Source organism: Halomonas lysinitropha, from assembly GCF_902500215.1.
GTDB lineage: Bacteria > Pseudomonadota > Gammaproteobacteria > Pseudomonadales > Halomonadaceae > Halomonas > Halomonas lysinitropha.
Genome location: NZ_CABVOU010000033.1, coordinates 176,868 through 188,497, shown reverse-complemented (window position 1 = coordinate 188,497; position 11,630 = coordinate 176,868). Strand labels below are relative to the sequence as shown.

Genomic DNA, 11,630 nt, shown 5'->3' with positions numbered 1-11,630 from the left:
AGCGCCCAGGGAAGGGTTCACAGCGCCTCCTCGAAGCGCCTGTCGCCGGATCAGCCCCGAGTGACAGTACGAAACGTCAAGCATTATCCCACGCGTGTTCCAGGGCGTGGCGTACCTGGTCGAACGCGAAGCCACGTTGGGCCAGGAAGCGCTCGCGGCGGGCCCGCTCGCGAGGCGAATCGCCGGGCCCGGTGAAGCGCTTCGCGAGCGACTCGCAGGCCAGGGTGAACCAGTCACCCTCGCCGGCCTGCTCGCTCTCGGCAAAGGCGTGACGGATCACCTCCCGACCGAGGCCGCGCCGCTCGAGCTCGACACCGATCTTCAGCGGCCCCTGGCCCCGCAGGATGCGTGAGCGCAGGAAGCTCTCGGCAAAACGATCGTCAGATTGCAGCCCCTGATCGGCCAGCTCATCGAGGCACTCGGCGATGCTCTCGGACGCATGCCCCTTGGCCGCCAGGCGCTCGGCCAGTTCCAGGCGCGAATACTCCCGTCGCGCCAGCAGGCGGATGGCATCGTCACGAGGCGACGACTCGCCGCCAGAGGGCTGGCCCAGCATGGCTTATGACGGGTCGTCGTCGCGGCCGACCTCGGTGGTAACCGCCTCGTCGGCGGCCTCTTCCTTCTTGGGCTCCACCGGGGCAAGCAACTGGGCGCGGATCTGGCTCTCGATCTCTTCCATCACCGCCGGATTGTCCTCGAGGAACTGGGCGGCATTGGCCTTGCCTTGACCGATCTTGTTGCCCTGATAGCTGTACCAGGCACCCGCCTTGTCGATCAGCTTGCACTGCACGCCCAGATCGACCACCTCTCCGGCATGATAGATCCCCTTGCCGTAGAGGATCTGGAACTCCGCCTGGCGAAACGGCGGCGCGACCTTGTTCTTGACCACCTTGACCCGCGTCTCGTTGCCGGTGACCTCGTCACCCTGCTTGACGGAGCCGGTGCGGCGGATATCCAGGCGCACGCTGGCGTAGAACTTGAGCGCATTGCCGCCGGTGGTGGTCTCGGGACTACCGAACATCACGCCGATCTTCATGCGGATCTGGTTGATGAAGACCACCATGCAATTGGCGTTCTTGATGTTACCGGCGATCTTGCGCAGTGCCTGGGACATCAGACGTGCCTGCAGGCCCACGTGGGAATCCCCCATCTCGCCCTCGATCTCGGCGCGCGGCGTCAGTGCCGCCACCGAGTCGATGATGATCACGTCGACGCCGCCGGAGCGCACCAGCATGTCGCAGATCTCGAGGGCCTGTTCGCCGGTGTCCGGCTGGGAGACCAGCAGATCATCGAGATTGACGCCGAGTTTCTCGGCGTAGCTGGGATCGAGCGCGTGCTCGGCATCGATGAAGGCGCAGGTCTTTCCCTGCTTCTGGGCCTGGGCGATCACCGAGAGGGTCAGGGTCGTCTTGCCCGAGGATTCGGGACCGAAGATCTCGACCACCCGACCCAGCGGCAGGCCACCGATACCCAGGGCGATGTCCAGGCCCAGCGAGCCGGTGGAGACCGAGGGCATCACCACGCGCGGGGTGTCGCCCAGGCGCATCACGGTGCCCTTGCCGAACTGACGGTCGATCTGGGAAAGGGCGGCGTCGAGCGCCTTGCTGCGGTTTTCGTCCTTAGCCATGGAGGAGCTCCTGAAAGATAGCGAATGAAGGTAACGATGGCCGGTAAACACTGTATGACTGCACAGTAGTATGGCGAAAAAAACCCCACGCGGCCAGCGCTGCGACCACGTTGGTGCGTTCCGACAGAGGTCAGCGTGGCTCCAGTCGCCGCACCAGGCCGATCAGCGCCTCGCGCACCGCCTGCTCGCGTACGGCGGCACGCTCGCCGTCGTAGTGATGGCAGGCCGATTCGGCCCGCTCGGTGTCGCCCCAGGCCAGCCAGACGGTCCCCACCGGCTTGTCGGCGCTGCCGCCGCCGGGGCCGGCCACCCCGCTGATTGCCACGCCGAGCCCGGCGCCGCTGTCGCGGCAGGCGCCAGCCACCATCGCCTCGACGACCTCGCGGCTCACCGCCCCATGCTCGGCCAGCAGCGCCTCCGGCACGCCCAGCAGGCGAGCCTTGGCGCCATTGGCATAGGTCACGTAGCCGGTCTCGAACCAGTCGGAACTGCCCGCCACGGCGGTGATGGCGCTGGACACGCCGCCCCCGGTGCAGGACTCGGCCGCAGTGACCGTGATGCCATGCTGGCGGCACAGTTCGCCCAGGCGCTCGGCGAGGACCGTGAGATCGAGATCGTTCAGGCGGGAGACAGGGGTGGCCATGGTTCAACTCCTGGACATTCGTACCGAGCGACCCGATGTCGGCCGCGCGTGCACGGTGACTTTTCCGTACAATAACGGCTTTGTCAGCGACATGCATGACGCATCCGACGTAGACCCCCGCCATTCGCCAGAGCAGGAATTCGATGTCACAGGCCAGTGCCCAGCATACCCCCATGATGAGCCAGTACCTGAAGATCAAGCGCGAGCACCCCGAGGTGCTGCTCTTCTATCGCATGGGCGATTTCTACGAGCTGTTCTTCGATGATGCACGACGCGCTGCCGCCCTGCTCGACATCACCCTGACCCAGCGCGGCCAGTCCGCGGGCCAACCGATTCCCATGGCCGGCGTGCCCTACCACAGCGCCGAAGGATATCTGGCGCGCCTGGTGGCCGCCGGCGAATCGGTGGCGATCTGCGAGCAGATCGGCGATCCGGCCACCAGCAAGGGGCCGGTGGAGCGCCGCGTGGTGAGGATCGTCACCCCCGGCACCCTGTATGACGAGGCACTGCTCGATGCCCGCCGCGACAACCTGCTGGTCGCCGTGGCCCCGCTCGGCGCGCGCTGGGGGCTGGCCTGGCTGGAACTCTCCAGCGGCCGTTTCAATGTGCTGGAGGTCGAGGGCGAAAGCGAGATGCTTGCCGAACTGCAGCGTCTCGATCCCGCCGAGCTGCTCCTGGCCGAAAGCCTGGTCCTGCCGACCGCCCTGGAGGGGCGTCGCGGCCTGCGTCGCCAGAGCGATTGGCTGTTCGACCTCGAGAGCGCGACGCGCACCCTGTGCGACCAGTTCCAGGTCCAGGATCTGCGCGGCTTCGGCTGTGCCCACCTGGAAGCCGCCATCACCGCGGCCGGCGTGCTGGTCGACTATGCCCGGGACACCCAGCGCACGGCCCTGCCCCATGTCACCGCCATCGGCGTGGAGAGTCGCGATGATGCCGTGGTGATCGACGCCGCCAGCCGTCGCAATCTCGAAATCGACATAAACCTCGGCGGCAGCGCCGACAATACCCTGGCCAGCGTGCTCGACACCACCGCCACAGCCATGGGCTCAAGGCTGCTCAAGCGCTGGCTCAATCGTCCGCTGCGCGACCGCGCTCAGGTCGAAGGCCGCCAGGCGGCGGTGGCACTGCTGCTCGACGACGAAGGCTTCGCCCCTCTGCGCGAGTCGCTCAAGGCGATCGGCGATGTGGAAAGAATCCTGGCCCGGGTGGCCCTCTACAGCGCGCGACCGCGCGACCTGGCTCGCCTGCGCGACGCCCTGATCGCCCTTCCCGGTCTCCAGGCCGAGCTACAGGCTTACGGCGAGGGCAGCGCACTGGACGAGCTCCGGCGCCATATCCACCCCTTCCCGGCGCTGGCCGATACCCTGACCCGCGCCCTGGTGGAGAACCCGCCGGTGGTGATCCGCGACGGCGGGGTGATCGCCGAGGCCTTCGACGCCGAGCTCGACGAGCACCGGGGACTCGCCGAGCACGCCGGCGACTACCTGATTCGCCTGGAGACCCGTGAGCGCGAGCGCACCGGGCTACCTGGCCTCAAGGTGGGCTACAACCGGGTTCACGGCTACTACATCGAGATCCCGCGGGCCCAGGCTCGGGACGCCCCGGCGGACTATATTCGTCGCCAGACCTTGAAGAACGCCGAGCGTTTCATCATTCCCGAGCTCAAGGAGTTCGAGGACAAGGCCCTCTCGGCCAAATCCCGCGCCCTGGCCCGGGAGAAGCTGCTCTACGACGGCCTGCTCGACACCCTGAACGTGGAACTCGCCACACTTCAGGGCACCGGGCGAGCACTGGCGGCACTGGACGTGCTGTGCGCCTTCGCCGAGCGCGCCCGGACCCTGGACTTCGTGCGCCCGACGCTATCCCGGTCGCCCGGCATCGATATCCGCGGCGGCCGTCACCCGGTTGTCGAACAGGTCACCGAGACACCCTTCGTGCCCAACGACCTGGTGCTTGACGATACGCGACGCATGCTGGTCATCACCGGCCCCAACATGGGCGGCAAGTCCACCTACATGCGCCAGGCGGCGCTGATCGTGTTGCTCGCCCACACCGGCAGCTTCGTGCCGTCGGACACCGCCATCATCGGGCCGGTGGACCGAATCTTCACGCGTATCGGCTCCTCGGACGACCTGGCCGGCGGGCGCTCCACTTTCATGGTAGAGATGACCGAGACCGCCAGCATCCTGCACAATGCCACCGACGAAAGCCTGGTGCTGATGGACGAGATCGGCCGCGGTACCAGCACCTTCGATGGTCTCTCGCTGGCCTGGGCCAGTGCCGAGCACCTGACCCGCACCCGTGCCTTCACGCTGTTCGCCACCCACTACTTCGAGATGACGGCGCTAGCCGAACAGGCCGAGGGGGTGGCCAACGTGCACCTGACGGCCGCGGAGCATCGCGACGGAATCGTCTTCATGCACCGCGTCGAGGACGGCCCGGCCAGCCAGAGCTACGGCCTGCAGGTCGCCCAGCTCGCCGGCGTCCCCCAAGGCGTGATTGCCCGTGCCAAGGAGAAGCTCGCCACCCTGGAGCAGCAGGAAATCGACCAGGGTAGCCGGCTGCCTGGCGTCACGGCGGACGCAGGAGAACCTCGGCAGGCCGACCTCTTTGCCAGCACGCCCCATCCGCTGGTCGAGCAGCTGGGCAGCCTGGACCCCGACGAGCTGTCGCCCCGCCAGGCACTGGAACTGCTCTACCGCTGGAAGAAGACCCTGTGAATGGCCGACAATGGCGCCGAGCGGCGCTTGCGAGGCTGCCCTCGCCACGACTAGAATGGCCCGATCAAACTTTATACATTATAAGAAAGATTTTTCTTATAACTGAATATGGATCATCTACTACCGGCCGCGCTCCGCCACGGCCAGAGAATGGGAGACTGGCATGACATTCGTCGTCACCGAGAACTGCATCAAGTGCAAGTACACCGACTGTGTCGAGGTCTGCCCGGTGGACTGTTTCTACGAAGGCCCTAACTTCCTGGTGATCCACCCCGACGAGTGCATCGACTGCGCCCTGTGCGAGCCGGAGTGCCCCGCCGAGGCGATCTTCGCGGAAGATGAGATACCCGAGGGCCAGGAGCAGTTTCTCGAGATCAACGCCGAGTTGGCCGAGGTATGGCCCAATATCAGCGAGAAACAGGACCCGCCGGAGGATGCCGAGGAGTGGGACGGCAAGCCGGGCAAGCTGGAACTGCTCGAGCGCTGAAGCGCTGCCACAGTCACAGCCAAAGACGACGGCGCCGGATGTCTCATGACATCCGGCGCCGTCGTCTCTGCCCTGAGCGAAGAAGGAGAACACTCGGCAAAAAGGCGACCCGCAGGCCGCCCGCTCCCAGCCAATCCTCGAGCGGCTCCTTCCGCCCGACTCCCGTGATGTCTTCCCTGCCCGGGAACGGCCTCCTGCCGTACCAAGCGCATCACTTCACGCATCCCGTTGCATCCTGCCGGAAGAGCATCCCCGCTCTCCCACATCCCGAGTGCAGTGTGGCATAGCCGCATTGCAGCACAACCCCGCCCCTGATGCGTCGGCCAGGGTCATCCCGGCCCGCCCCTTCTCCGCAGAGGAAACCAAACCCTTTTCAAATCAATCAAATGAAAAGGCCCGACCCCGTGAGGGGTCGGGCCTGTCCGACGCAGGAATGGCGGATCTCCTCGCCTCCCTGTAGGCGATCTCCTACAAGAGATCAGGCACAAGGCAACACCGTTCGCTTACTGACCCTTGATCGCGGCACGTCCCGGATAGGCCACCTGCCCGTCCAGGGCCTGCTCGATGACCAGCAGGCGGTTGTACTTGGCGACGCGATCAGAGCGGCTCAGCGAGCCGGTCTTGATCTGGCCGGCGCAGGTACCCACAGCGAGGTCGGCGATGGTGGTGTCCTCGGTCTCGCCGGAGCGGTGGGAAATCACCGCGGTGAAGCCGGCATCCTGGGCCATGCGAATCGCCTCCAGGGTCTCGGAGAGCGAACCGATCTGGTTGAACTTGATCAGGATGGAATTGCCGATCTGCTCGTCGATGCCGCGCTTGAGAATTTTCGTGTTGGTGACGAAGAGGTCATCCCCCACCAGCTGGACCTTATCTCCCAACCGGTCGGTCAATGCCTTCCAGCCCTCCCAGTCGGACTCATCCATGCCGTCTTCGATGGACACGATCGGGAACTGCTCGCACAGCTCGGCCAGGTAATCGACGAAGCCGGCAGCATCGAACGCCTTGCCTTCCCCGGAGAGGTCATACTTACCGTCTCGAAAGAACTCGGAGGAGGCGCAATCGAGTGCCAGGGTGACGTCGTCGCCCAGCGTATAGCCAGCGTCGGCGACGGCCAGCTGAATGACCGACAGGGCCTCGGCATTGGAGCCGAGGTTCGGCGCAAAGCCGCCTTCGTCACCCACCGAGGTGGCCAGGCCCTTGGCACCCAGTACCTTCTTCAGGGCATGGAAGATCTCGGCACCCATGCGCAGGCCCTCACGGAAGGTGGGCGCCCCCACCGGCTGGATCATGAACTCCTGGATATCGACGTTGTTGTCGGCATGCTCGCCGCCGTTGAGGATATTCATCATCGGAACCGGCATCAGGTACTTCCCGGGCTGGCCGTAGAGCTCGGCGATATGGGCGTAGAGCGGCATGCCCTTGGCATTGGCCGCGGCCTTGGCTGCCGCCAGCGACACCGCCAGGATGGCATTGGCGCCAAGCGATGCCTTGTTGTCGGTGCCGTCCAGCACCAGCATGGCATCATCCAGCCCGCGCTGGTCACGGGCATCCATGCCGAGCAGGCGCTCTCGGATGGTCGTATTGACGGCCTCCACGGCCTTCAGCACCCCCTTGCCCAGGTAGCGGCTCTTGTCGCCGTCACGCAGTTCCAGGGCTTCACGAGAACCGGTGGAAGCGCCACTCGGCGCACAGGCCACGCCAACGGCACCGCTCTCCAGGCGCACCTCGGCCTGGACGGTGGGATTGCCGCGTGAGTCGAGCACTTCGAGGGCGTGAAGTTCGACGATCTTGGTCATGTCAATGGATCCTTCTTGTTGGGGTAAGGGTCGTGACGTATCGGGGGCATGAGCCTCATGAACGGTCAGGATATCTCGAGGGGAGCCAACCCCTTGACCAGGTCATCGAGTGCCTTGACCTGGGCCAGAAAGGGCTCCAGACGGTCCAGTGGCAAGGCGCAGGGGCCATCGCAGAGCGCCGAATCGGGATCGGGATGTGCCTCCAGAAAGATCCCTGCCAATCCTACGGCAACCCCCGCCCTGGCCAGTTCGGCCACCTGTGCGCGACGCCCATCGGCACTCTCGGCACGACCGCCGGGGCGCTGCAACGAATGCGTGACATCGAAAAACAGGGGATAGCCCGTCTGCTTCATGTCACCAAAACCGAGCATGTCAACGACCAGATTATTATACCCGAAGCTGGATCCGCGCTCACAAAGCAACAATTGTTCATTACCGGCTTCCCGACACTTGCGGATGATATGACGCATCTCCTGAGGCGCCAGGAACTGCGGCTTCTTGATATTGATCACCGCCCCGGTCGCGGCCATGGCCACCACCAGATCGGTCTGGCGCGCCAGGAAGGCCGGTAACTGGATGATATCGGCGACCTCGGCCACCGGGGCGGCCTGCCAGGGCTCATGGACGTCGGTGATGATCGGTACGTTGAAGCGCGCCTTGACGTCGGCCAGGATTTCCAGCCCCTTCTCCAGGCCTGGGCCGCGGAAGGAGTGGATGGAGCTGCGATTGGCCTTGTCGAAGCTCGCCTTGAAGACGTAGGGCATGCCGAGGCGGCTTGTCACCGCCGCGTAAGCCTGAGCGACCTCGAGGGCCAGCTCGCGGGATTCCAGTACGTTCATGCCGCCCAGTAGCATCAGCGGCAAAGAATTGCCGGCCTTGAGGCCGGCAATCGAAATATGACGCTCTGGGGCAGACTCGGTCATGACAGACATGGGCTTCACTCCTGATGGGAGGACTGCGCGCGAACACGTGCCGCCTTGTGCTCCAGCGCCGCATTGACGAAACCGGTAAACAGCGGATGGCCGTCCCGCGGCGTGGAGGTGAACTCCGGGTGGAACTGGCAGGCAACATACCAGGGGTGGTCCGGCAGTTCGACCATCTCCACCAGGGTGTTATCGACACTCTTGCCGGAAACCACCAGGCCGGCCTGCTCGAGTTCGTCGATGAACTGGTTGTTCACCTCGAAACGATGGCGGTGGCGCTCGACGATCTCGTCGCTGCCGTAGGCGGCACGCGCCCGGCTGCCGGCCTTCAGCTGGCAGACCTGGCCGCCAAGGCGCATGGTGCCGCCAAGGTCGGAGGCCGCGTCCCGCAGTTCGACCTTGCCCTCCGGACTGAGCCACTCGGTGATCAGACCAATCACCGGATGCTGGGTGTCGTGGGTGAACTCGGTGGAGTTGGCATCCTCCCAGCCGGCCCTGTTGCGTGCGAATTCGATGACCGCCACCTGCATGCCCAGGCAGATGCCGAGATAGGGAATGCCGCTCTCGCGAGCAAAACGGGCCGTGGCGATCTTGCCTTCCACACCGCGCTCGCCGAAACCACCGGGCACCAGGATGGCATCCTTGCCGGCCAGGCGCTCGGCGCCGTGGCGCTCGATGTCCTCGGAGTCGATGTAGTCGACGTTGACCTTGACGCGGGTCTGGATACCGGCGTGGATCAGCGCCTCGTTGAGGGACTTGTAGGCGTCGAGCAGTTCCATGTACTTGCCGACCATGGCGATATTGATCGACTTGAGCGGGTTGAGCTTGGCGTCGAGCACATGAACCCACTCGCCGAGATCGGCTTCGTCGGCTTCCAGGCGCAGCTTGTCGCAGGCGATATCGGCGAGACCCTGCTCATGGAGCATCAACGGGATACGGTAGATGGTGTCGGCGTCCTGCAGCGGAATGACGGCACGCTCTTCGACGTTAGTGAACAGCGCGATCTTGCGCCGTTCGGTCTCCTCCAGTTCCACCTCGCTGCGACAGATCAGGATATCGGGCTGGATGCCGATGGAGCGCAGTTCCTTGACGCTGTGCTGGGTCGGCTTGGTCTTGGTCTCGCCCGCCGTCTTGATGTAAGGCACCAGGGTCAGGTGCATGAAGATCGCCCGGCTGGCGCCCAGTTCACTGCGGATCTGGCGGATCGATTCCAGGAAGGGCAGCGACTCGATGTCGCCCACGGTACCGCCGATCTCGACCAGTGCCACATCGAAGCCCTCACCGCCGGCATAGACGCGACGCTTGATCTCGTCGGTGATATGCGGGATCACCTGCACGGTACCGCCCAGGTAGTCGCCGCGGCGCTCCTTGCGCAGCACGTGCTCGTAGACACGACCGGTGGTGAAGTTGTTGGCCTGGGTCATCTTGGTGCGGATGAAGCGCTCGTAGTGGCCGAGGTCCAGGTCGGTCTCGGCGCCATCCTCCGTGACGAACACCTCGCCATGCTGGAAGGGGCTCATGGTGCCCGGATCCACGTTGATGTAGGGATCGAGCTTGAGCATGGTGACCCTGAGGCCGCGCGCCTCGAGAATCGCCGCCAGCGAGGCCGACGCGATGCCCTTGCCGAGAGAGGACACAACGCCGCCGGTCACGAAGATATATCGTGTCATGGAAAACCTGTCGGAACGTGATCGGTAGGCACGGCAGAAAGCCGCGCCAGGATGGGATGACAGACTAGCAGAATGCGACCAAAGGCTCAATTTCAGCGCCGAGCAGTATGAAGTCTCCGCCGCAGATACTTGGCAAGCGTTGTTTACGAAGCCAGCGGCGCCGGGGGCAGGTCGTAGAGGGGGTCCTACGCCAGGGATGGCGTCGGTAGCGCCCAGGGAGGGGTTCACAGCGCCCCCTCGTAGACCTGTCGCCGGGAAAGCCGCGGGAGCAAAGCCACCGAAACCAGCGGCTTCGAGTCGTCGAGAGCTCACACCTCCAGATAGTCGAGGATACCCTCACCGGCCTGGCGGCCCTCGTAGATGGCGGTGACTACCAGATCGGAGCCACGCACCATGTCGCCGCCGGCGAAGATCTTCTCGTTGGTGGTCTGGAAGGCATGGGTCCCGCCCTCTTCCGGGGCCATGACCCGGCCACGCTCATCGATCTCGATCCCCACGGTCTCGAACCAGGGAGCCGGGTTCGGCTGGAAGCCGAAGGCCACGACGACGGCATCGGCGGGAATGATCTCCTCGGAACCGGGCACCACCTCCGGGCGCTGCCGGCCGTTCTCGTCGGGCTCGCCCAGGCGGGTTCGCACCACCTTGACGCCCTCGACCTTGCCTTCGCCGACCACCGCCACCGGCTGGCGGTTGAACAGGAACTCCACCCCCTCCTCGCGAGCGTTGGCCACCTCGCGCTTGGAACCCGGCATGTTCTCCTCGTCACGGCGATAGGCGCAGGTCACGCTGGTGGCACCCTGGCGGATGGCCGTGCGGTTGCAGTCCATGGCAGTATCGCCACCGCCCAGCACCACCACGCGCTGCCCCTTCAATGAGGTGTAGTCTCGCGGGTCCTTCTCGAAGCCCAGGCAGTGGTTGACGTTGGCGATCAGGTAGTCGAGCGCCTTGTACACGCCGGGCAGGTCCTCGCCGGGGAAGCCACCCTCCATGTACTTGTAGGTGCCCATGCCCAGGAAGACGGCATCATACTCCTCGAGCAGACTGTCGAACTCGATGTCCTTGCCTATCTCGACACCGAGGCGGAACTCCATGCCCATCTCCTCGAAGACGGCACGACGACGCTCCATTACCGTCTTGTCCAGCTTGAACTCGGGAATACCGAAGGTCAGTAGCCCGCCGATCTCCGGATACTTGTCGAACACCACCGGCGTGACACCATTGCGGATGAGGATATCGGCGCAACCCAGCCCCGCCGGGCCGGCACCGATCACCGCCACCTTGCGGCCGGTCGGGGTGACGCGGGAAAGGTCCGGGCGCCAGCCCATGGCGAAAGCGGTGTCGGTGATATATTTCTCCACCGAGCCGATGGTCACCGCCCCGAACCCGTCATTCAGGGTGCAATCGCCTTCGCAGAGGCGATCCTGGGGACAGACTCGCCCGCACACCTCAGGCAGCGAGTTGGTGCGATGGCAAAGCTCCACCGCCTCGAGGATGTTGCCCTCGCTCACCAGCTGCAGCCAGTTGGGGATGTAGTTGTGGACCGGACACTTCCACTCGCAGTAGGGATTGCCGCAGTGCAGGCAGCGGTGTGCCTGGCTGGCCGCCTCCTGGGGCTTGAAGGGCTCATAGATCTCGGCGAACTCCCTGGCTCGGGTGCGCGCCTCTTTCTTCTGCGGGTCCTGACGACCCACGTCGATAAACTGGAAATCGTTGCTTAAGCGGTTAGCCATGGTCTCTGCTCCTGGTGTCTGCGTGGCGATATCG

Annotated in this window: 9 protein-coding genes; 2 read left to right on the top strand and 7 right to left on the bottom strand. The window is 64.9% G+C overall.

Going from position 1 to position 11,630, the window contains the following annotated elements; all coding sequences use genetic code 11:
• Window positions 1-76: 76 nt before the first annotated feature.
• From HALO32_RS09890 to HALO32_RS09880, 3 genes are all read right to left on the bottom strand, one after another.
• Window positions 77-556, bottom strand: a complete 480-nt coding sequence (locus tag HALO32_RS09890) for a regulatory protein RecX (RefSeq protein ID WP_151443703.1) — start codon at window positions 554-556, stop codon at window positions 77-79.
• A gap of 3 nt (window positions 557-559) precedes the next feature.
• Window positions 560-1,627 carry a recombinase RecA gene (gene recA / locus HALO32_RS09885; protein WP_151443702.1) on the bottom strand — a complete coding sequence of 356 codons (1,068 nt, stop codon included), beginning with the start codon at window positions 1,625-1,627 and terminating at the stop codon, window positions 560-562.
• A gap of 130 nt (window positions 1,628-1,757) precedes the next feature.
• Complete coding sequence (locus HALO32_RS09880; RefSeq protein WP_151443701.1) at window positions 1,758-2,270, bottom strand: CinA family protein; 513 nt, start codon at window positions 2,268-2,270, stop codon at window positions 1,758-1,760.
• A 143-nt stretch (window positions 2,271-2,413) separates the two neighbouring features.
• Between HALO32_RS09880 and mutS the strand changes: the two genes are divergently transcribed.
• Both mutS and fdxA read left to right on the top strand, forming a co-directional pair.
• Entirely contained in the window at window positions 2,414-4,990 is a 2,577-nt protein-coding gene (gene mutS, locus HALO32_RS09875) for a DNA mismatch repair protein MutS (RefSeq protein WP_151443700.1), read from the top strand.
• Between the two features lie 163 nt (window positions 4,991-5,153).
• A complete protein-coding gene (gene fdxA, locus HALO32_RS09870; RefSeq protein WP_151443698.1) occupies window positions 5,154-5,477 on the top strand; it encodes a ferredoxin FdxA in 324 nt (107 codons plus the stop codon).
• 503 nt (window positions 5,478-5,980) lie between these two features.
• Here fdxA and eno read toward each other — a convergent pair.
• From eno to HALO32_RS09845, 4 genes are all read right to left on the bottom strand, one after another.
• The gene (gene eno / locus HALO32_RS09865; RefSeq protein ID WP_151443696.1) at window positions 5,981-7,273 is read right to left on the bottom strand and encodes a phosphopyruvate hydratase; all 1,293 of its coding nucleotides are present in this window, start codon (window positions 7,271-7,273) and stop codon (window positions 5,981-5,983) included.
• Window positions 7,274-7,338: 65 nt separating this feature from the next.
• Complete coding sequence (gene kdsA / locus HALO32_RS09860) at window positions 7,339-8,196, bottom strand: 3-deoxy-8-phosphooctulonate synthase (protein WP_151443823.1); 858 nt, start codon at window positions 8,194-8,196, stop codon at window positions 7,339-7,341.
• 14 nt (window positions 8,197-8,210) lie between these two features.
• Window positions 8,211-9,866 (bottom strand): CTP synthase, encoded by a 1,656-nt coding sequence (locus HALO32_RS09855; protein WP_151443694.1) that lies wholly within the window; start codon window positions 9,864-9,866, stop codon window positions 8,211-8,213.
• 308 nt (window positions 9,867-10,174) lie between these two features.
• Window positions 10,175-11,596, bottom strand: a complete 1,422-nt coding sequence (locus tag HALO32_RS09845) for an FAD-dependent oxidoreductase (protein ID WP_151443690.1) — start codon at window positions 11,594-11,596, stop codon at window positions 10,175-10,177.
• Window positions 11,597-11,630 lie beyond the last annotated feature (34 nt).

Bases quoted from the DNA above. Each gene is read 5' to 3' on its own strand.
- eno (WP_151443696.1), bottom strand. From the start codon at position 7,273: ATGACCAAGATCGTCGAACTTCACGCCCTCGAAGTGCTCGACTCACGC.
- recA (WP_151443702.1), bottom strand. From the start codon at position 1,627: ATGGCTAAGGACGAAAACCGCAGCAAGGCGCTCGACGCCGCCCTTTCC.
- mutS (WP_151443700.1), top strand. From the start codon at position 2,414: ATGTCACAGGCCAGTGCCCAGCATACCCCCATGATGAGCCAGTACCTG.
- kdsA (WP_151443823.1), bottom strand. From the start codon at position 8,196: ATGACCGAGTCTGCCCCAGAGCGTCATATTTCGATTGCCGGCCTCAAG.
- HALO32_RS09890 (WP_151443703.1), bottom strand. From the start codon at position 556: ATGCTGGGCCAGCCCTCTGGCGGCGAGTCGTCGCCTCGTGACGATGCC.
- fdxA (WP_151443698.1), top strand. From the start codon at position 5,154: ATGACATTCGTCGTCACCGAGAACTGCATCAAGTGCAAGTACACCGAC.
- HALO32_RS09845 (WP_151443690.1), bottom strand. From the start codon at position 11,596: ATGGCTAACCGCTTAAGCAACGATTTCCAGTTTATCGACGTGGGTCGT.
- HALO32_RS09855 (WP_151443694.1), bottom strand. From the start codon at position 9,866: ATGACACGATATATCTTCGTGACCGGCGGCGTTGTGTCCTCTCTCGGC.
- HALO32_RS09880 (WP_151443701.1), bottom strand. From the start codon at position 2,270: ATGGCCACCCCTGTCTCCCGCCTGAACGATCTCGATCTCACGGTCCTC.